The organism is Bradyrhizobium sp. CCGB20 (assembly GCF_024199855.1).
In the GTDB taxonomy this organism is placed as follows: Bacteria; Pseudomonadota; Alphaproteobacteria; order Rhizobiales; family Xanthobacteraceae; genus Bradyrhizobium.
Genome location: NZ_JANADN010000001.1, coordinates 4,496,550 through 4,515,936, shown reverse-complemented (window position 1 = coordinate 4,515,936; position 19,387 = coordinate 4,496,550). Strand labels below are relative to the sequence as shown.

Annotated in this window: 16 protein-coding genes; 8 read left to right on the top strand and 8 right to left on the bottom strand. The window is 64.1% G+C overall.

From position 1 onward, the window contains the following. Window positions 1-23: 23 nt before the first annotated feature. Together NLM15_RS20860 and NLM15_RS20855 are read right to left on the bottom strand one after the other, a co-directional pair. Window positions 24-176 carry a hypothetical protein gene (locus NLM15_RS20860; protein WP_254118967.1) on the bottom strand — a complete coding sequence of 51 codons (153 nt, stop codon included), beginning with the start codon at window positions 174-176 and terminating at the stop codon, window positions 24-26. A gap of 255 nt (window positions 177-431) precedes the next feature. Then, window positions 432-1,370 carry a GlxA family transcriptional regulator gene (locus NLM15_RS20855; protein ID WP_254118965.1) on the bottom strand — a complete coding sequence of 313 codons (939 nt, stop codon included), beginning with the start codon at window positions 1,368-1,370 and terminating at the stop codon, window positions 432-434. Window positions 1,371-1,464: 94 nt separating this feature from the next. Here NLM15_RS20855 and NLM15_RS20850 point away from each other — a divergent pair, with 94 nt between their 5' ends. Next, window positions 1,465-2,166, top strand: coding sequence for a DJ-1/PfpI family protein (locus tag NLM15_RS20850; RefSeq protein WP_254118963.1), 702 nt, complete (start codon window positions 1,465-1,467; stop codon window positions 2,164-2,166). Between the two features lie 143 nt (window positions 2,167-2,309). Continuing rightward, the gene (locus tag NLM15_RS20845) at window positions 2,310-2,963 is read left to right on the top strand and encodes a glutathione S-transferase family protein (RefSeq protein ID WP_254118961.1); all 654 of its coding nucleotides are present in this window, start codon (window positions 2,310-2,312) and stop codon (window positions 2,961-2,963) included. A gap of 362 nt (window positions 2,964-3,325) precedes the next feature. Here the strand turns inward: NLM15_RS20845 and NLM15_RS20840 are convergent, their stop codons facing one another. Then, window positions 3,326-3,733, bottom strand: a complete 408-nt coding sequence (locus tag NLM15_RS20840) for an NADH:ubiquinone oxidoreductase subunit NDUFA12 (protein ID WP_254118959.1) — start codon at window positions 3,731-3,733, stop codon at window positions 3,326-3,328. Window positions 3,734-3,977: 244 nt separating this feature from the next. Between NLM15_RS20840 and NLM15_RS20835 the strand changes: the two genes are divergently transcribed. The 3 genes from NLM15_RS20835 to NLM15_RS20825 all read left to right on the top strand — a co-directional run bounded on the left by NLM15_RS20835 (window position 3,978) and on the right by NLM15_RS20825 (window position 7,550). After that, window positions 3,978-4,634: a BA14K family protein gene (locus NLM15_RS20835; protein WP_254118957.1), complete on the top strand. Its 657-nt coding sequence runs from the start codon at window positions 3,978-3,980 to the stop codon at window positions 4,632-4,634. A gap of 247 nt (window positions 4,635-4,881) precedes the next feature. Further along, window positions 4,882-5,295: a response regulator gene (locus NLM15_RS20830; protein WP_254118955.1), complete on the top strand. Its 414-nt coding sequence runs from the start codon at window positions 4,882-4,884 to the stop codon at window positions 5,293-5,295. Next, window positions 5,292-7,550, top strand: coding sequence for a CHASE3 domain-containing protein (locus tag NLM15_RS20825; protein WP_254118953.1), 2,259 nt, complete (start codon window positions 5,292-5,294; stop codon window positions 7,548-7,550). Before NLM15_RS20830 ends, NLM15_RS20825 begins: the two co-directional genes overlap by 4 nt. Window positions 7,551-7,574: 24 nt before the next feature. Here NLM15_RS20825 and NLM15_RS20820 read toward each other — a convergent pair whose 3' ends face one another. From NLM15_RS20820 to NLM15_RS20800, 5 genes are all read right to left on the bottom strand, one after another. Further along, window positions 7,575-7,973, bottom strand: coding sequence for a hypothetical protein (locus tag NLM15_RS20820; protein WP_254118952.1), 399 nt, complete (start codon window positions 7,971-7,973; stop codon window positions 7,575-7,577). A gap of 84 nt (window positions 7,974-8,057) precedes the next feature. Next, complete coding sequence (locus tag NLM15_RS20815; protein ID WP_254118950.1) at window positions 8,058-9,230, bottom strand: hypothetical protein; 1,173 nt, start codon at window positions 9,228-9,230, stop codon at window positions 8,058-8,060. A gap of 180 nt (window positions 9,231-9,410) precedes the next feature. Continuing rightward, window positions 9,411-10,790, bottom strand: a complete 1,380-nt coding sequence (locus tag NLM15_RS20810; protein WP_254118949.1) for a HAMP domain-containing sensor histidine kinase — start codon at window positions 10,788-10,790, stop codon at window positions 9,411-9,413. After that, a complete protein-coding gene (locus NLM15_RS20805; RefSeq protein WP_254118947.1) occupies window positions 10,790-11,536 on the bottom strand; it encodes a response regulator in 747 nt (248 codons plus the stop codon). Before NLM15_RS20805 ends, NLM15_RS20810 begins: the two co-directional genes overlap by 1 nt. Before the next feature lie 199 nt (window positions 11,537-11,735). Beyond that, window positions 11,736-12,632 carry a DMT family transporter gene (locus NLM15_RS20800; protein WP_254118945.1) on the bottom strand — a complete coding sequence of 299 codons (897 nt, stop codon included), beginning with the start codon at window positions 12,630-12,632 and terminating at the stop codon, window positions 11,736-11,738. A gap of 758 nt (window positions 12,633-13,390) precedes the next feature. Here NLM15_RS20800 and NLM15_RS20795 point away from each other — a divergent pair. From NLM15_RS20795 to NLM15_RS20785, 3 genes are all read left to right on the top strand, one after another. Further along, window positions 13,391-17,158, top strand: a complete 3,768-nt coding sequence (locus NLM15_RS20795; RefSeq protein ID WP_254118943.1) for a vitamin B12-dependent ribonucleotide reductase — start codon at window positions 13,391-13,393, stop codon at window positions 17,156-17,158. A gap of 217 nt (window positions 17,159-17,375) precedes the next feature. Beyond that, window positions 17,376-18,467: a DUF4238 domain-containing protein gene (locus tag NLM15_RS20790; protein WP_254118941.1), complete on the top strand. Its 1,092-nt coding sequence runs from the start codon at window positions 17,376-17,378 to the stop codon at window positions 18,465-18,467. A 10-nt stretch (window positions 18,468-18,477) separates the two neighbouring features. Then, window positions 18,478-19,215: a hypothetical protein gene (locus NLM15_RS20785; protein ID WP_254118939.1), complete on the top strand. Its 738-nt coding sequence runs from the start codon at window positions 18,478-18,480 to the stop codon at window positions 19,213-19,215. The last annotated feature ends 172 nt before the right edge of the window (window positions 19,216-19,387 follow it).

The window sequence follows — 19,387 nt, the reverse complement described above, 5'->3', positions numbered from 1 at the left end:
CGGACGCGCGATCTCGCCCGTGCCTACGACTGCGCCTGATCGTAGGCCTGCAGGATCCGGACAAAATCAGCCATGCTGGATCGATCCAGGTTTTCCGGCATAGCCGCAACCTGAGTATCGGATGCCGGCTGGCCTCCCTGCCAGAACCGCATCAGGAGATCGGCGATGTTTCTCATGGCGTACTCTCTGCATCAACCGTGGCAGTAAGCATCCGCTGAGCGGTAAAGCGCCGCTGGATCGGGAGAAGCGCCGCCGGGCGCTACGCCTCCGGCCTTGTCCCGCAACTGCCGGCTCGCAGGGCCGGTTCCGCTGCTTTTCACGCTGGATATATCGGTAACACCAGCACCTGATCGGCGCCATCGCGCGCAGGTATGGCGTGGCCATACTTAGGTAGGCCTGGGTCAAGCGGACATTCGCCAACGCGAGCCTGGTCATCCCGCCCGGGCCGCACGCCGCAGCGCCTGCGGCGGCTGGCCGAAGGCGCGGATGAAGGCGCGCCGCATTCTCTCAGGATCGCCAAATCCGGTCGCCTCCGCGACGAGCTCGATCGCCTCGCGCGAGGACTGCACGCGCTCGCGCGCGACCTCGATCCGCAGGCGCTCGATGGCCTTCGACGGTGTCGTGCCGGTCTCCGCGGCAAAGGCGCGGGCAAAATGCCGTGCGCTCATGCCGGCACGATCGGCGAGATCTTCCACGCTCAACCGGGCGTCGAGATTTTCGCGCGCCCAGGACAATAGCGCGCCGAACCGGCCGTTCGGCGCCTTCAATTCCAGCAGCGACGAGAACTGCGACTGGCCGCCGCTGCGGCGATGATACAGCACGAGCTGCCGCGCGGCCTGTTGCGCGATTTCCTCGCCATGGTCCTCGGTCACCATCGCGAGCGCGAGATCGATGCCTGCGGTGATGCCCGCCGACGTCCACACATTGCCGTCATGCGTGAAGATCTGGTCCGGCTCGAACTTCACCTTGGGATAGCGCGCGACGAAATCCCGCGTCCGGCCCCAATGCGTGGTGGCGCGACGCCCGTCGAGCAGCCCCGCCTCGGCCAGCACATAGGCGCCCGAGCAGACGCTCGCGACCCGCACGCCGCGCTTCGCCAGCCGCTGCACGAAGGCGCGCGTGACCTCGCAACGCGCGGCAGCCGTCACGCCCGCGCCGCCGGCAATGACGAGCGTTGTGATCGCATTCGCCGACTTGAAGTCGCGTGCCATCATCTCCACGCCGGACGAGCTGCGCACGGGCCCCGCGTTCAGTGCCAGCACGCGGATCGCCGGCGTCTTGCCGGTGGCGCGCGCCGCGATCTCGAACACCGAGATCGGGCCCGCCGCATCGAGCAACTGGAAATCGGGGAAGATCAGGATGCCGATCATGGTTATGTCCGAAAGTGAGGGAAATACGCCATTTTGGACGGAAGGGCATCATGAGAGGCTGCGTTCGTCAAGCTCATCTTTGGAGGACCTGCCCATGAACGATCTGCCCAAGTCGTCGCCGCTCCAGATCGGTCTTTTGGTATTTCCGCGCGTCACCCAGCTCGACTTCACCGGCCCCTTGCAGGTTTTCGCCATGCTTCCCGGCGCAAAGCTGCATCTGATCTGGAAGCGGATCGAGCCGGTGCCGAGCGACTCCGTGATGACACTGACGCCCACCACCACCTTTGCGGACTGCCCGCAGCTCGACGTGATCTGCGTGCCCGGCGGCGGCGGCACCAACGATTTGCTCAACGACGAGGAGGTGCTGGATTTCCTGCGCAAGCAGGCCGAAGGCGCAAAGTACGTTACCTCGGTCTGCACGGGGTCGCTGGCGCTCGGCGCTGCCGGTCTGTTGAAGGGCTATCGCGCCGCCACCCATTGGAGCGCGATGGAGATGCTCGGCCAGTTCGGCGCGACGCCGACCAAGACGCGCGTCTGCGTCGACCGCAATCGCATCACGGGCGGCGGCGTCACGGCCGGGATCGATTTCGCTCTGACGCTGGTGTCGATCATGGTCGATCGCACCACCGCGGAGGCGATCCAGCTCCAGATGGAATACAACCCTGCCCCGCCGTTCAACTCCGGCTCGCCCGACACCGCGCCCGCCGAGGTACTGGCTCTGCTCCGGGAGCGCGGCGCGCAAAACCAGGCGCGGCGGCTGGAAGCCGTGAAGCGGGCCGCCGAGCGGGTGATGTGACTTCGCTCTCGTGTCCCGGACGCAGCAATCCTTCAACGCTGCCCTGCTGACACGACGCTGTCAGCAGCCTGTCGCGACAATCCGGATCGCGGCTGACAGCCACGGATGCTTGCCGGTCGCCTGCGCACGGGAGGACCTGACCAATGGCGCGATACCGGCTGCACTGCGTCGGAGCTTCGGGCAATTCGTTCAAGGTCGCGCTCTTCCTCAACTGCGCCGGCCTCGACTGGGAGCCGGTCGGCGTCGACTTCGCCGGCGGTGAGGTCCGCACCGCCGACTGGCGCGCGACGACCAACGTCATGGGCGAAGTCCCCGTCCTCGAGGTCGATGGCCGGCATATGAGCCAATCGGGTGCGATCCTGATGTGGCTCACCGAGACCCACGGCGTGTTCGGCCCAACGCGCGAGGAGACATTCGAGGCGACGCGCTGGCTGCTGTTCGACAACCACAAATTCACGTCGAGCTTTGCGCAGCACCGGTTTCAGCGCTGCTTCATGCCGGAGCCCTGTCATCCCTCCGTGCTCGCCTACTTGCGAGCGCGGACCGAAAGCGCGTTCTCGATCGTCGACAGACACCTCTCCGACCGCCGCTTCATGCTGGGCAGCCGGCCGACGATCGTCGATTTCTCGCTGTTGGGCTATTTGTACTATCCGACCGAGGAGACGGGTCTCGATCTTGCCACGGCTTTCCCGGCCATCGATTCCTGGCGCCAGCGTGTCGCCGAGCTACCGGGCTGGAAGCCGCCCTATGAGATGATGCCGGTCGGCAACTCACCGCCGCTCCATCTCCATCCCTGAGAAAGCGAGCCCAAAGCAGCGCAACAGATCAAAGAAAAAGGCCGCCCGGTTTCCCGAGCGGCCCTTCCTGTCTTACGGCGGCTGCACATTTCATCGGGCGATTTCGGACTTCCAGACCGGGGGCCTATCTCCCGATCGAGTCCTGGTCGGCGGCCGCTGCATCTCGGGGCAGTCGCGAACTGTTGCCCGAACCGAACGCGATGGTCTCCCATCTCCGTAAGATGGGACCATTGAGCCGCATCGCTCGCGTGGCTGCAACGCCCGCGCAGGCGCCGTCCCCGCTGTTCCCGTTGTCCACAGCAAGGCCGGGCGAATGCTGGTGCATCTACCCCATGACAAGGATTCGGACGAAGATCGGAAGCCTAGCCAGGCGTCCAGGGCTGGTAGTCGCCGGTCGCCTTCGGCCGCCGGCCGCTCGCGAGCGTCGAGCCCGAGGGACGGTAGGCATTGGCCGTGCCAGTGAGATTCGGCTGGTGCGGCTTTTCCCACTCGCGCGGCTGGTAATTGGCTTCGGTAGGCGGGGTGTCGACGACGTGATGGATCCAGCCGTGCCAGGACGGCGGGATGCGGCTTGCTTCGGCATAGCCGTTATAAATGACCCAGCGCCGCTCGAATCCGAGCGTCGGATCGATCGCCCCGCCGCGGGTGCGATAATAGAGATTGCCCTGCTCGTCCTGGCCGACCAGCTCTCCGTACCGCTTGGTCCAGAGTTGGGTGCCAAAGGTCTGGCCACTCCACCAGGTGAAGAACTTGAGGAAGAACTGTTTCATGCGGCTAGGGCCCTGCTTCGTGAGGCCCTGATGCCATCCGGACGACGAAATGTCCAGTTCGGCGGGGGCGGCCGTGCCCCACGCAAATGTGGTGCCCTGGCGTCACCACTGCCGTAGATCGGACGCGATCCGTTCATGCCGGGTACAGCGGCCGCATGGAAATCTGCGCCCCAAGCGCACACCGGCGTGAACCCTGGAACCGCAGCCCTTTCGAGAGGTTTGCTTCCGGGAAAGGAGTTTGAACATGATCAGTCTGAAGGTTTTAGGCGCCGCGGCAGCCGTGGCATTGGTTCTTCCGCTCGCGACGCCCAGCTTCGCCCAGGGCCGTGGTGGCCACGGCGGTGGCGGCGGTGCTCATTTTGGCGGTGGTGGCGGCGGCGCCCATTTTGGTGGCGGCGGCGCCCGCATGGGCGGCGGCAATTTTGGCGGCGCGCGGATCGGTGGCGGCGGCGGGGCTTTCGCGGCCGGCGCGGCCATGCGTCCCAGCGCAGCGGCCGGCGTAGCCATGCGCCCTGCCGCAGCGGCCGGCTTACCCATGCGCCCCAGCGCAGGAACCACATTTAGCGGTGGTGGCGGTCGCTTCGCAGCCGCCGGCGGCAACTGGCAAGGCGGCGGCGGCCGCTGGCACGGCGGCGGCTGGCATCGTCGTGGCGGCTTCTGGCCCGGCTTCGCGGCCGGCGCTGCAATCGGCGGCCTCGGTTCCTACGCCTACTACGGTGGCGGATATTACAACGACCCCTACTACTATGGCGACGACGGCTATTATGACGAGCCCTCGGTCGCGGTGGTGCCGGACGGCGGTGGCGACTCCTCGGCTTATTGCGCGCAGCGCTACCGGTCCTACGATCCGGCCTCGGGCACGTATCTTGGCTATGACGGCCAGCGTCATCCCTGCCCGTAAGAAGATCGACAACGCTTGAAGGAAGAGGCGTCGCATCGGTGCGGCGCCTCTTTCGTTTGTGGCGCGCTCATCGCCTGTTTCGAGCGCAGGGCGCACATCGTGTGCGAGCATCTCAACATCTGAGCGCGAATGGACCTCTAATCACCGCACCGTGCATATCTACAATGATCCAATCCCAAATTGACCCGTCACGCGATTCGCCTATATCACCGATGGATGTTGGGACTTCGACCTACTGGGAAATGTCATGCCGCGTATCCTCGTGGTAGATGACGATCCGATGGTCGGCGCGACCATCGAGGTCCTCCTCCAGCGTCAGGGCTTCGATGTCACGATGGCCGACGGCGGAGAAACGGGGCTCGCTGCGCTCGAAGCGCAGACGTTCGACGTGATGCTGGTCGACATCTTCATGCCGCACATGCGCGGCTTTGAATCCATCCGCATCTTTCACGAGCGCGCGCCGGCGATCCCCCTGATCGCAATGTCGGGCTACGCCTTCGCCTCGTCTGCCTCGCCCTCCCCCGATTTCCTTCGCATGGCGCTGGAGCTCGGGGCGGCGCGCTGCCTGCGCAAGCCGTTCACGCCGGACGCGCTCCTGACCACGATCCGGGAATGCCTCGGCGAGGCCGCGCAGCCGAAGGACAAGAAAGAAGCACCTTGATCCCAACGCAGCGCGTCATTCTCGGTGCTGGACTTGCCATCCTCCTGATCATCACCGCCGCTTCGATCGGACTCGACGTCAAGTCGCGGTCGGACGCAGCCTGGGTCAATCAAACCGTCCAGGTGCTGAAGAAGATCTCCGATCTGCGCGTGCTGATGCGCCGCGCCGAGAGCGCTGCGCGCGGCTACGAGATCTATCGCAGTCCGGGCTTCAGCGACGAGTTCCAGGCTGCGCACGCCCAGATCGCGCCGGCACTCGCCGACCTCAAGCGCGCCGTGCGCGACAATCCCGATCAGGTCGCGCTGCTGGAGGGCACCGAGCCGCTGGCGCTGCGCCGGATCGAGATCGCCGCGGAAGTGATGCGCCTGCGCGCAGCGAACGACGAGGCCGGCATCGCCGCGCTCCAGGGCAAGGCCGAAGGCCGCGGCCTCATGGACACGGTGATGGGCAATCTCGATCATCTGAGCGCCGAGGAAGAGCGATTGCTCGCCGCGCGCTCCCAGGATTCCCGCCGCTCCGGCATCGTCCTGCTCGGCATCGACGTGATCGGCGCGCTGGTGATCCTGCTGCTGGTCACCATGCTGCTGCGCGAGAGCCAGCGCACCACGGTCGCGCTGAAGAGCACATTGCTGGAGACCACGGCGGCGAAGGAGCAGCTCGAGGCGGCGGTCGCCGAGCGCACCGAGCATCTCGTCAACGCGCATGACGAGCTGCGCCTGTCGGTCAACGTGCTCCAGAGCACGTTCCACAGCATGGCCGAGGCCGTGCTGGTCATCGACGCCGAAAGCACCGTGCTTCTGTCCAATCCGGCCGCGGAGCGCATCTTGCTGCATCGCGCCGGCATGAGCCTGCGCAATCTGCGCGCGCTGTCCGACGTGTTTCACGGCGACGGCGTCACGCCGCTCCGGTCCGACGAGCTACCCTCGGTGCGCGTGCTGCGTGGCGAGCAGTTCGAGAATCTGGAGATGATCGTCCGCCCGCACAGCGGCAACCAGCCCCGCCATCTGATGATCAGCGGCCGGCCGATGCGCGACGGGCACGGCGGCGTCTCCGGCGCCGTGCTGGTCTATCACGATGCGACCACTTCGCGCGAGACCGAGCGGCAGTTGCACCAGTCGCAGAAGCTGGATGCGATCGGCAAGCTGACGGGCGGCGTAGCGCACGACTTCAACAACATGCTGACGGTGATCTCCGGCAATACGGAGACGCTGGTGGCGAGCCTGAAACAGCAGCCCGAGCTCCAGCGCGTGGCGCGGCTGATCGACGATGCCGCCGAGCGCTGCGCCGAACTGATCCAGCATCTGCTCGCCTTTGCGCGCAGGCAGCCGCTGCAGCCGCGCAATGTCGAGATCAACGGCGCGATCGCCGATATCGCGAAACTGCTGCGCCCCACCCTCGGCGAGCAGATCCAGATCGAGACCGTGCTGGAACAGGGACCGATGACGGCGCACATCGATCCGTCCCGCCTCACCAATGCCGTGCTCAACATGGCGATCAACGCCCGCGACGCCATGCCGAACGGCGGCAAGCTGCTGCTAGAGACCCACCACGTCGTGCTGGACGAGGCCTATGCGCAGGCCAACGCCGAGGTGCAGCCCGGCCCTTACGTGATGCTGGCGGTGAGCGACACCGGCACCGGCATGACGACGGATATCCAGCAGAAGGCCTTCGAGCCGTTCTTCACCACCAAGGAGGTCGGCAAGGGAAGTGGCCTCGGCCTCTCCATGGTCTACGGCTTCGTCAAGCAGTCCGGCGGCCACATCAAGATCTACAGCGAGGAAGGCCACGGCACCACGATCAAGCTCTATCTGCCGCCGGGTGAAGGCATGACGGAAGTCGCCGCTCCCGCGATACCCCAGGCCGAAGGCGGTGCCGAGACGATTTTCGTGGTCGAGGACGATGCGCTGGTGCGCAACTTCGTCACCGCGCAGCTTCAGAGCCTCGGCTACAACACGGTCGCCGCGCCCGACAGCCGCGCCGCGCTGCAATTGATCGAGGCCGGCCAGGGCTTTGATCTCCTCTTCACCGACGTCGTCATTCCCGGCGGCATGAGCGGGCGCGAGCTCGCCGAAGAGGTCGCCAGGCTGCGGCCGGGCGTGAGGGTGCTCTACACCTCCGGCTACACCGACAACGCCATCGTCCACCACGGCAAGCTCGACGACGGCGTGCTGCTGCTGACAAAACCCTACCGCCGCAACCAGCTCGCCGAGATGATCAGGAAAGCGCTGAACGGCGGCGGGATGGCGGCGAGCTAGCGCGTCGCCGATCGAGTTCATGCGCTATTGTGAACCGACGGCGCCCGCTGCGGAGGTCTTCGTTGGCCCGGGTGTCTGCCGTCCCCGCGCAGCGATCAGCGCGGCCCTGATCCGCTGCTGCTCGGCGACGTCCATGAGCGGCGCCTTGCGCGCCGGCGGCATGTCGTGGACTGCAAGGTAACCGTTCTTGTCGGTCGCTTTTCCACCTTCGGCGAGGGATGCTTGTGCATCGAGCGGATTGCGAACGCCCGCAGCGCCCCCCGGGGTCGTCGCGCAACCTCCGAGCCCGAGTCCGATGACAACCGGCAGCACTGCAAGACGAACAATACCGCGCATGCCGAGCGCGGCGGACAGATGACCGGCCCGCCCTTGCGCCAAGGCGCCGTTACCGGTCGCGGATACAAAGCAGCTACGCAACAACATGGCACTATCGAGTTAAACAGCGTGGATAGGACGACCGCGAGCCGGACGCCTGAGGCAGATCGCCCGGCTCGGACAATGACCTGGTCACCAAACCGCATCGAGGATGCTGTACAAGGCCTGCCGGCCGCCGCTCAGCACCGCGCCAGGCGCATCCATCACGCGCTCAATGACCCCGGGCTTGGCGTACGACAGCCTGTCCTGTCGCTTGGCCGCGTTGGCCGCCTCGACGGCGGTGACATTCGGACCCAGCGCCGGGCCATAGATCACCGGCGGGGGGCCAACCCAGGAAGGAGTTGCGTCGGCCGCACTCGACCTCCAATTCCGATAGTCGACGTCGCCCCGCAGCTGGCCGAGCGCCTTGGGCTTCTCGGCCGATGTCGTGGGAACGAAGTGTGCCAACCTCTGGCGCGCGGCGGGTTCGACTTTGGCCTTTGGCTCCTTTTTCTGTTCAGCCGATACGCCCGCGCTCCGCTCCGGCGTCCTGTTGCCATCGACGTCCCGGCTTGAGATCGCACGCGCCGGCTCTGCCTTCTCGGCCTTCGGCTCCGTCGCCGGAGTCTTCAGGATATCACGCGCCTCCGAAGCACCGGTCTCGGGTTCGGGCGCGCGCGTATTGGGAATGGTCGCGCTTTCGTCGACCGGCTTATCGCGTTCCGCGGATACGGCTATCGCGCCCGGTTGCGCCGTAGAATCTGCTTCAGCGCCACCAGCTGAATCGAGGCGAACGTCCTGACTGATCGCCGCCACATCGGGGCTGGACACCGCCGGCTCTCCGCGCGACACGGACAAGCCGCCGACGATCGCAAGCAGGAGCAAAGCGTCCAGGAGACGGAAACGAAAACGAAGCCTGCGAGACCTCGGCATGTCGAAGGCGAGCCTGCTTGGAACATACTTGAAAGCCGGCATGTGCGCGTACGGCTTGACTGCGGCAGACGGAACGAGCGACAGGCGCGCGTTCTCCCGCGCCGCGGGCCCCGCGAAATCGGTGTCCGGCGGCGAGTGAGGGGCGACCGGCAGGACCGCTTCCGGAGCAGGAATCTGTTCACGCGGCTCGGATTCTATAGACGCGAGAAGCGCATACACACGCTTTGGATCGCGAAACTCATCGTCCATCGACACGACGCCGCCCGCGCCGTCGACCGGACGCTGATAGCGCGCGCGTCCTGCCCCAAGGAAATGCCCGAGCGCCCTCAAGATTGAAAGCCACCAGCGCCGTCCCGGCGCGAGTTCAGGGACTGCTGACTCCGTAATGTACATGATTTCGCCTCGACTGACGCGCTGACCAGAATGTAATGGCAGCATTTGGGGTCGGAGCTGCGGCAGCTTTTTCGTCGAAATTTGTCCGCGCCATGGCGGTATGTGTAGAGATGTTAGCGACCCGCCGATCGATCCGGACACGCGTGCCGATCTGAAAGGACATGCGCAACCCGGCGAAGGCTAGGTGGCCTCCCTCATGGCAGAGGCCGGATCCGGAGACGCAAGCCCGCTCGGACCAGGCGGCAGAGCGACGCGAGCGCAAAGCCCGCGCGGCTCGTTGTCCAGCAGGCTGAGCATGCCGCCATGAATTCTGGCGACGCCGCTCGCGATCGGCAGACCGAGGCCAATGCCACTGCCCTCGCCATGGGTACGCGCCGTATCGACCTTGAAGAACGGCTCCAGGACCTTTCTCTTCAGCTCATCTGACAGGCCGGGGCCATCGTCGCGGACCTCCACGAAAATCCCGCCGTCGTCCCGCGGCGCCAGCACGAGCTCGATGTTGTCGGCATAGCGGGAGGCGTTGTCGATGAGATTGGATATCGCGCGCGTCATGCCGCGCACCTTGCACATGTAGACGAGCCGGCGCGGCCCCGAGAACGACACCGAGACGCCCATGTCAGCATAGTCGGCCGCGATCGTCTGCAGCAGACCGCTGAGATCGACCTTCGCGAACGACACGGTGTCCGTGCCCAGGTTTCTAAGGTACAGCATCATGTCGTCGATCATTCCGGCGAGTCGATCGACATCGCGCAGCATCTTGCTGCGCAGTTCGGGATCGTTACTGCGCTCAGCGCGCATGCGGAGCCGCGTGAGCGGTGTGCGCAGGTCGTGCCCGACGCCATAGATAATTCTCGTTCGTTCCTCGATCATGCGATTGACCCGCTCGCGCATGGCGTTCAGCGACGCGCCGAGGCTGCGAATCTCCAGCGTGCCACGGGCCGAGAACGACTCCCTGGAGTCCTCATCCAAAGTAATCCGCTGCGCCGCAGCGGCAAATTCCACCACGGGCCGGGTGAAGCGGTAGCTGAGAAAATAAGACAGGAACAGCACAGGCAGGACGACAAGACCTATCGCGCCGAGACTTTGAAGCACCTTTCGGGCATTGGAGGAAAAGTGCGGAATGTCGGGCGAAAAGACCACCCAACGTTCGTCGGCAATGCGCACGGTCAGGGCGCGGCGGACCGGAGCGTGATCGTCCTGGTCGAGGTCGACAAGCTCGAGCAGCTTCGCAACGAGGCTCCCCCGCCTGTCCATGTCGCGCCGACGGGACGTGAAATCGAAGTCCTCGCCTGGATTGCGCGTCCGCAGTTCGACCGCAAGTCCGGCATACCCGCCCGAACCTGCAACGGTCGACCCATCTCCCTCGGAAGCGCCCGATTGTATCTGGCTGGCGAGGGCCAGGATCTCTCCTGCCACGAAGCTCGCCCATTCCGAGCGTTCGTGCCGGATCTCTTTCAGCGGCGCCCTGATCGCCGCGACGGTGGCAAACAGGAAGATCGGGAGGGTGGCGAGAAGGAATATCTGGCCGCGCATCGACGCGAGCCGGAAGCGTTCCAGCATCAAGCGGCCGCAACGGTCGGCGTGAAGAGATAGCCACCGAGGCGGATGGTCCTGATCAGCGTCGGCTCTCTCGCGTTCGGTTCGATCTTCTGACGAACGCGGCTGACGTGAACGTCGATGCTGCGCAGGAATGGCCCCGCCGAACCGGCGTGCGTCAGCGAAAGAAGTTCTTCGCGCTTCATCACCCGACCTGGGTTGGCGCAGAAGGCGAGCAGGATGTCGAACTCCGCCGTCGTCATGGGGATCTCGACACCGTCGGGGTCGTGAAGCTTGCGCCGCACCGGATCGATCTTCCAGCCCGCGAAGGTCATGTTGGCGGGCTGCCGGGCGATGCGGCTGCTGTAAGAGGCCCTGCGCAGGAGGCTCTTGATGCGCGCCAGGAGCTCGCGTGAGTTGAACGGCTTGGTGACGTAGTCATCGGCACCGAGCTCCAAGCCAACGATGCGATCGATGTCGTCGTTGAGCGCCGTCAGCATCATGATTGGCACCGTTCCGGTCGACCGCAGCCGCCGGCAGATGCTGAAACCGTCCTCCCCCGGCAACATCGCATCCAGGACGATCAGATCGAAGTCGTCGCGCCGCAGACAGTGATCCATCTCCGCGCCCGATCGGGCGATGGACGCAACGAGACTCGCCTCGGTGAACAGATCAGCCAGCAGGCGCGCGATGTCCCGGTCATCCTCGACGATGAGAATCTTGGCCGACACCGCATAGTCGGTGCGATCCAGTCCGGCAGCGGCTTCCATGTCCAGTTGGCTCCTGCGAGGTTGTCTCCGCCGCGGTACTCGTCGGGGCCGAGCCGCAGCATGCCCTTCGCCTCGGAAAACGTGCGCGCGATCGGACCTGAACGCCCGGCTGATACCAGATCGCGGCCATATAAACAAGTCGACCAGTCGGTTTTTATATAGCGCCTTTGCGGGGTGCGCGGCTTCGCGTCGTCAGGACCTAGCGCGTCGCCAGCACCACCGCGGCCAGCGTGAAGATCAGCGCGGCGATCTGACCCGGGCCGAGCGGCTCGTGCAGCGCGATCGCCGAGGCCACCACGCCGATGACAGGCACCGCCATCGTCCCGATCGCGGCCACGGATGCCGGCAGGCGCGCGAGCGCTGCGAACCAGCTGACATAGGCGATGCAGAACTGCACCACGGTCGAATAGACCAGCAGCCACCAGCCGACCGGCGTCACCAGCGACAGATGCGTGGTCTCGACCAGGAGGCCGATGATCGAGATCGGCAGGCAGCCGATCCCGATCTGCCAGGCCGCGGCCGTGATCGGCGGCAGATGGATCGGGTACTTCTTCGAGAACACCGTGCCGACGGCAAAGCCGAGCGCGCCGCACAGCGCCATGATGATGCCCGGCAGCTTTGCCGTGCTGGCGGCGATGCCGTTGCCGCCCATGATCGAGGCGAGGCCGACGAAGGCCATGACCAGCCCCAGCGTGCGCAGCACCGTCGGCCGCTCGCCCAGCACCGGCCAGGCGATGATCGAGGCCCAGACCGGCATGGTGTAGGCGATCAGCGCCGCCTCGCTGGCCGGCAGCCAGAGCAGCGCCAGGCCCATCAGCACCATCCAGCCGGTGACGTTGAGAACGGCGGCGGTGATCAGGCGCGGCCAGATCTCGGGGGCGACCCGCAGGCTCTGGCGGCGGACGAGCGCCAGCGCCGCGAGCAGCACCGCGCCGAGCACCCCGGTCACCCCGCGCAGGGTCAGCGGCGGCAGCTCGGAGAGCAGGAATTTGGTCACCGGCCAGTTGAAACCCCAGCCGATCGAGGTGATCGCGAGGAACATCAGGCCGGCCGGGGCGATGCGCGATCGCGCATCCCGGCGAGTCGAATCAAGCATGTGGGCAATCCGGCAAAATCGGGGTCAGCTTGGCGCGGATTCGCCGCCTCCACCACCACCCCGGCGGGCATGCCTGCCCTCACCTTCCGTAGCCCTACGTGAGTCCCGCCCACGCAACCCCGGTCCCCAAAAATATACCTGCCCTGTGAACAGCGGGATGAAGGGGCCCCATCACCACCGGATGCAAATTTTTTCGGTTGGGAATCCCTGAGGACTCACTGATACTTGGCTCAACAACAGGTGCGGGCTTGCCCCCTGTTATCCCCCGCAATCCACCATATTTAGTATTTGATTCAGGAACTCGCACTAGTTCTTGACGGGCGCAACGGAGAGTCCTAGCTTTCGGTCCGTTCGGCGCGAGTGAGTTTGCGTCCCGCCGGCACTCCCCCAAAGGGCCTCGCAAATCGCCACTCCGCCAAGCCAGCCAAAGGCCGCGGGATATGGGCTTGTCTGCCCTGTGGAAGCGGACTTTTCGGGCGCCAGAACGGGCCGGCAACAGGTTCGGATGGCAATTGGTTGAAGTGGCGTTGTGGGGCGTTGAACGCATGTCGCGCACATCCCCTTGGGGGCGGATGGGTGTGGACATGCCGGACGGTGAAAGGTGCACGCACCTGACATCGCCGGGAGAAAAAGGGCCGGGTCCACCGGCTGAGCTGCGAAGCCTGAGGGGCGGAAACGCCTTTGGGACTCGCGAAACGAAATAGCGATCCGGGCGCCCAGCGGAGGCGATCCGGCTAAAAATAGGACGGGGCAAGACCATGCGGATTGAGCGGCGGCACACCACCCAGGGACAGTCACCTTACGCGGGAATCGAATTCCGGCAGACCACGTCGGAGATCCGGAATCCCGACGGCTCGGTCGTGTTCAAACTGGACGGCGTCGAGGTCCCGACCGAGTGGTCGCAGGTCGCCTCCGACGTGCTCGCCCAGAAGTATTTCCGCAAAGCCGGCGTTGCCGCGCGCCTGAAGAAGGTCGAGGAGGAATCCGTGCCCTCCTTCCTGTGGCGCTCCGTGCCCGACACCGACGCGCTCGCCGCCCTGCCCGAGAAGGAGCGCTATGTCAGCGAGCTCTCGTCCAAGCAGGTGTTCGACCGCCTCGCCGGCTGCTGGACCTATTGGGGCTGGAAGGGTGGCTACTTCTCCACCGACGAAGACGCCCAGGCCTTCTATGACGAGCTCCGCTACATGCTCGCCATGCAGATGGTCGCGCCGAACTCGCCGCAATGGTTCAACACCGGCCTGCACTGGGCCTATGGCATCGACGGCCCCGGCCAGGGCCATTATTACGTCGACCCCTTCACCGGCAAGCTGACCAAGTCCAAGTCGGCCTACGAGCACCCGCAGCCGCACGCCTGCTTCATCCAGGGCGTCGGTGACGACCTCGTCAACGAAGGCGGCATCATGGACCTCTGGGTCCGCGAAGCGCGCCTGTTCAAGTACGGCTCCGGCACCGGCTCGAACTTCTCGCGCCTGCGCGGCGAAGGCGAAAAGCTCTCCGGCGGCGGCCGCTCCTCCGGCCTGATGAGCTTCCTCAAGATCGGCGACCGCGCCGCGGGCGCGATCAAGTCGGGCGGCACCACGCGCCGCGCGGCCAAGATGGTCGTCGTCGACGCCGACCACCCCGACATCGAGACCTATATCGACTGGAAGGTGAAGGAGGAGCAGAAGGTCGCCGCCCTCGTCACGGGCTCCAAGATCAACCAGAAGCACCTCAAGCTGGTGCTCAAGGCCTGCGTCAACTGCGAAGGTTCGGGCGACGATTGCTTCGACCCCGAGAAGAACCCAGCGCTCCGCCGCGAGATCAAGCTCGCGCGCCGCAGCCTCGTGCCTGACAATTACATCAAGCGCGTCATCCAGTTTGCCAAGCAGGGCTACAAGGACATCCAGTTCGACACCTACGACACCGACTGGGATTCGGAAGCCTACCTCACGGTATCAGGGCAGAACTCCAACAACTCGGTCTCGCTGAAGGACGATTTCCTCCGCGCCGTCGAGACCGACGGCGACTGGAATCTCGTGGGCCGCACCACCAAGAAGATCACCAAGACGCTGAAGGCGCGCGACCTCTGGGAGAAGATCGGCTACGCCGCCTGGGCGTCGGCCGACCCGGGCCTGCACTTCAACACCACCATGAACGACTGGCACACCTGCAAGGCGTCCGGCGACATCCGCGCGTCCAATCCGTGCTCGGAATACATGTTCCTGGACGACACGGCCTGTAACCTCGCGTCCGCGAACCTGCTGACGTTCTACAACACCACCACCAAGCAGTTCGACGTCGCGGGCTACGAGCACCTCTGCCAGCTCTGGACCATCGTGCTCGAAATCTCCGTCATGATGGCGCAGTTCCCCTCGCGCGCGATCGCCGAGCTCTCCTACGAGTTCCGCACGCTCGGCCTCGGCTACGCCAATATCGGCGGCCTGCTGATGACCATGGGTCTCTCCTACGACTCCAAGGAAGGCCGCGCGCTCTGCGGCGCGCTGACCGCGGTCATGACCGGCATCACCTACAAGACCTCCGCGGAAATGGCTGCTGAACTCGGCACCTTCCCCGGCTACAAGAAGAACGCCGCGCACATGCTGCGCGTGATCCGCAACCACCGCCGCGCCGCGCATGGCGAGGCCTCCGGCTACGAGGCGCTCTCCGTCAACCCGGTGCCGATGGACCTCGTCTCCTGCCCGCAGGCTGACCTCGTCAGCCACGCGCAGGCGGCCTGGGATGCGGCGCTCGAGCTCGGCGAGAAGCACGGCTATCGCAACGCCCAGACCACGGTGATCGCGCCGACCGGCACGATCGGCCTCGTCATGGATTGCGACACCACCGGCATCGAGCCCGACTTCGCGCTGGTGAAGTTCAAGAAGCTCGCCGGCGGCGGCTACTTCAAGATCATCAACCGTGCGGTGCCGTCCGCGCTGCGCGCGCTCGGCTATCGCGAGAGCGAGATCGCGGAGATCGAAGCCTACGCAGTCGGCCACGGCTCGCTGTCCAACGCGCCGGGCATCAACGCCTCGACGCTGAAGGCCAAGGGCTTTACCGATGAAGCGATCGCCAAGGTCGAAAAGGCCCTGCCGACCGCCTTCGACATCAAGTTCGCGTTCAACAAGTGGACCTTTGGCGAGGACTTCATCCGCGACCAGCTCGGCATCGGTGCCGAGGCGATCGCAGCCCCCGGCTTCGACCTGCTCCAGGCCGTCGGCTTCACCAAGCGCGAGATCGAGGCGGCCAACGTCCACATCTGCGGCGCGATGACGGTGGAAGGTGCCCCGCACCTCAAGGCCGAGCACTATTCGGTGTTCGACTGCGCCAATCCCTGCGGCAAGATCGGCAAGCGCTATTTGTCGGTCGAGAGCCACATCCGCATGATGGCGGCAGCGCAGCCCTTCATCTCGGGTGCGATCTCCAAGACCATCAACATGCCGAACGACGCCACGGTGGAGGACTGCAAGTCCGCCTACATGCTGTCGTGGAAGCTCGCGCTGAAGGCCAACGCGCTCTATCGCGACGGCTCCAAGCTCTCCCAGCCGCTCAACTCGCAGCTCATCAGCGACGACGAGGACGAGGACGATGCGGTCGAGGCCCTCTACGAGAAGCCGATGGCGGCGCGTGCGACCCAGGTCTCGGAGAAGATCGTCGAGAAGCTGGTCGAGCGCATCATCGTGATGCGCGAGCGCGAGAAGATGCCGGATCGCCGCAAGGGCTACACCCAGAAGGCGGTCGTCGGCGGCCACAAGGTCTATCTTCGCACCGGTGAATATGACGACGGCCGTCTCGGCGAGATCTTCATCGACATGCACAAGGAAGGCGCGGCGCTCCGCTCCTTCATCAACAACTTCGCCATCGCGGTGTCGCTGGGCCTCCAGTACGGCGTGCCGCTCGACGAATATGTCGACGCCTTCACCTTCACCCGCTTCGAGCCGGCGGGCCCCGTGCAGGGCAACGACAGCATCAAGTACGCGACCTCGATCCTCGACTACGTCTTCCGCGAGCTCGCGGTGAGCTACATGTCGCGCTTCGATCTCGCCCATGTCGATCCGACCGAGTCGAATTTCGACGCGCTCGGCAAGGGCGTCGAGGAAGGCAAGGAGCCGGACGAGACCCAGCACGCGACCAAGCTGGTCTCGCGCGGCCTCACCCGCTCCCGCACCGACAACCTCGTCGTGATGCGCGGCGGCTCCGCCGCGATCGCCCCGGGCAACGACAGTGCCCCGACCGGCGGCAGCAAGGTCACGGCGCTGGCCTCCCACGGCACCTCGGCCCGCGCCGGCGATGCCATCGAAGGCGCCGTCGCCCTGAAGCAGGAAGCCAGCCACGACCTCTCTCCGACGGAGAAGCTTGAAGCCCTCCAGTGGAGCAAGGCCGGCAGCACTGCTCAGACGCTGGTGCCCACCAAGGCCGAGCGCCGCGCGGAAGCCAAGGCCAAGGGCTATGAGGGCGAGATGTGCAGCGAGTGCGGCAACTTCACGCTGGTGCGGAACGGCACGTGTATGAAGTGCGATACTTGCGGATCCACGACGGGCTGTTCGTGAGGGGATAGATCGTCACAACGATCGTTACGCCCGGGCTCGACCGGAAAGATACAAAGGGCGGCCGAACGGCCGCCCTTTCGCGTTTACAACCAAAGCGAGTAGCTACTAGACTACCATGATAGATCCTTGCTAGCGAGTTTCGGAACCTATTGCTTGTCCCGTAGCAGCATGGTTCGAGACAATCACGCTGCTGCCGTTGAGTGACAGGGAGCTTCCGATGGCTGGGTCGAGACAACATTACTTGCCGGCTACTTACATTTCTTTGTTTTCCGCTGAAGACGCGATCCCTCGACGGACGCGCAAGCTCTCCCAAGGTGATCGAACTTCTCAGAAATGTATCACTGCGTCGGCATCCGATCTCGGCATCCTAAAGAACATCTATACTCTACAAGACAACTCTCATAATCCCTCATTGATTGACGATATCTGGGCGGACTACGAAGCCAAGCTCGCCATCGGGATCGAGCAAATGATTGACGGATCGATATCCGCTCTAGAATGGGCTCGCGTGCTCGTTCCATTCGTTACCTGCTTGCTGGTTCGCGGTCCGGACTTCGATGAACGCTTCCCAGCGCGATTGCATTCACTGGGTTTTGAAGAACCGCACTTCGCCGATCGACCAGACAACACCAATTATGCCCGGGTTATGGAAATCCAACGGTTACTCGCGCCTATCATGGTCGCCGAATGGAAAATCGTTTCGTTCGAAAAAGGCGAACCGCTGCTGCTGAACGATTGGGGCTTTATGCCAGTCGGTCCACTGGCTGGAATTTACGTACCCCTCGATAGAAATCACGTCCTGCACATCACTCCGAAAACGAGCCGTCTGGTTGCTACTTTTCGTGATGGTGGCTGGCTTCCCCTACTCGGTTCGGTTCATCTCGACGCCTCACACCGAGAGACTTTCAATCAAGCCATCGGTCACAACGCCAAGCGCTTCATTTTTGGCGACACCTGTGACAGCGTGCGTAAGTACCTATATGCGCAGGGTGACTCGCCAATTCCTCCACTCGAACCAGCGCACCTCGGCTTCATTACCGGCTCGCACGCTGTGATTCATGAATTTATGTGGCACCGGTTCGTGAGCGCCCTAGTCAAGGGAATAAGCGAAAAGATGGAGCCTCAAGATTTCGACTGGTACTTCGAAGGCTTAAAGGAAGCGTGGTTACCTCCCATAATCTTCCCAACCAATCTTCCTGAATATCCCGCAGGACTACGACGACAAGACAATTTCATCGCCGCCTATTTATACGAAATGCCGGTAGAGCCCATTCCCTATGACCCGCAAGGCCCCGAGGCCAAAACTTGAGGGCATAAGGATGACGGAGTTCGAAACTGAGCTTGAGATTTTTCGTAAGGAGGAGGAATCTGCCCAACAGTTCTTCTTCTCCTACCTCTCCGTACGCTCCTCTGCGGCGGGCGATCCTGATATTCTCCGCAAGTTGAATGAGAACGCGCTGTTCTGGATCACAGCTCATCACTCGATGCTGGTAGCTACGTTTGTGACGCTGGGACGGATCTTCGATCAAGACTCGAAGCATAACATTGACAGGCTCATGGGTGTGGTCGCCCGAGATCTTTCGATCTTCTCCCTTAGGGCCTTGCAAACCCGAAAAGAAGCATCGCAGATCACGGCCGCGGAGGCTGCTCAATACGTCGTCGGCAAACACGCACTCTCAGCTGATGACGTGAAACGCCTTCGCAAGCAAATTAATGTACGCCGGCGCATTTACGAAGACAGATATCGTGACATTCGTCACAAGGTGTTTGCCCACAAGGCCACCGCTGACATAGCGGAAGTCAGCTCGATGTTTGCCAAGACGAATATCGAGGAAATGAAGTCGCTTTTCGGATTTCTTCACTCCGTGCATGAAGGTCTGTGGGAAGCTTTTCACAACGGTCGGAGGCCTGACGTGAAACCCTTTCAGTTCACCCTGCCTTCAGAGCCGCCACCGCGTTATAAATCGCTCGCACCAGGCGAGCGAACGTTCAGGGAAGGCTACGCGGTGCTTCGCTCGATGTTACCGAAGGCGACCGAAGACGCCATCACTGAATGATGTTTGTCGCCTGAACTTCCCCCCTTAGGATTACGGTGACAGCACCAAATTCACTCCCTCCGTCCTGTCGATCTGCGCTTCGATGCCCATCGGTACCGTGCCATCGAAATTGCCTTTGCGGTCGAGCCCTTCCCCCCTAAACTCCCCCCACCACCGGCATGGGTTCCGACGG

Bases quoted from the DNA above. Each gene is read 5' to 3' on its own strand.
- NLM15_RS20790 (WP_254118941.1), top strand. From the start codon at position 17,376: ATGGCTGGGTCGAGACAACATTACTTGCCGGCTACTTACATTTCTTTG.
- NLM15_RS20805 (WP_254118947.1), bottom strand. From the start codon at position 11,536: ATGGAAGCCGCTGCCGGACTGGATCGCACCGACTATGCGGTGTCGGCC.
- NLM15_RS20795 (WP_254118943.1), top strand. From the start codon at position 13,391: ATGCGGATTGAGCGGCGGCACACCACCCAGGGACAGTCACCTTACGCG.
- NLM15_RS20830 (WP_254118955.1), top strand. From the start codon at position 4,882: ATGCCGCGTATCCTCGTGGTAGATGACGATCCGATGGTCGGCGCGACC.
- NLM15_RS20835 (WP_254118957.1), top strand. From the start codon at position 3,978: ATGATCAGTCTGAAGGTTTTAGGCGCCGCGGCAGCCGTGGCATTGGTT.
- NLM15_RS20810 (WP_254118949.1), bottom strand. From the start codon at position 10,790: ATGCTGGAACGCTTCCGGCTCGCGTCGATGCGCGGCCAGATATTCCTT.
- NLM15_RS20815 (WP_254118950.1), bottom strand. From the start codon at position 9,230: ATGTACATTACGGAGTCAGCAGTCCCTGAACTCGCGCCGGGACGGCGC.
- NLM15_RS20850 (WP_254118963.1), top strand. From the start codon at position 1,465: ATGAACGATCTGCCCAAGTCGTCGCCGCTCCAGATCGGTCTTTTGGTA.
- NLM15_RS20855 (WP_254118965.1), bottom strand. From the start codon at position 1,370: ATGATCGGCATCCTGATCTTCCCCGATTTCCAGTTGCTCGATGCGGCG.
- NLM15_RS20800 (WP_254118945.1), bottom strand. From the start codon at position 12,632: ATGCTTGATTCGACTCGCCGGGATGCGCGATCGCGCATCGCCCCGGCC.
- NLM15_RS20845 (WP_254118961.1), top strand. From the start codon at position 2,310: ATGGCGCGATACCGGCTGCACTGCGTCGGAGCTTCGGGCAATTCGTTC.
- NLM15_RS20840 (WP_254118959.1), bottom strand. From the start codon at position 3,733: ATGAAACAGTTCTTCCTCAAGTTCTTCACCTGGTGGAGTGGCCAGACC.
- NLM15_RS20820 (WP_254118952.1), bottom strand. From the start codon at position 7,973: ATGTTGTTGCGTAGCTGCTTTGTATCCGCGACCGGTAACGGCGCCTTG.
- NLM15_RS20860 (WP_254118967.1), bottom strand. From the start codon at position 176: ATGAGAAACATCGCCGATCTCCTGATGCGGTTCTGGCAGGGAGGCCAG.
- NLM15_RS20785 (WP_254118939.1), top strand. From the start codon at position 18,478: ATGACGGAGTTCGAAACTGAGCTTGAGATTTTTCGTAAGGAGGAGGAA.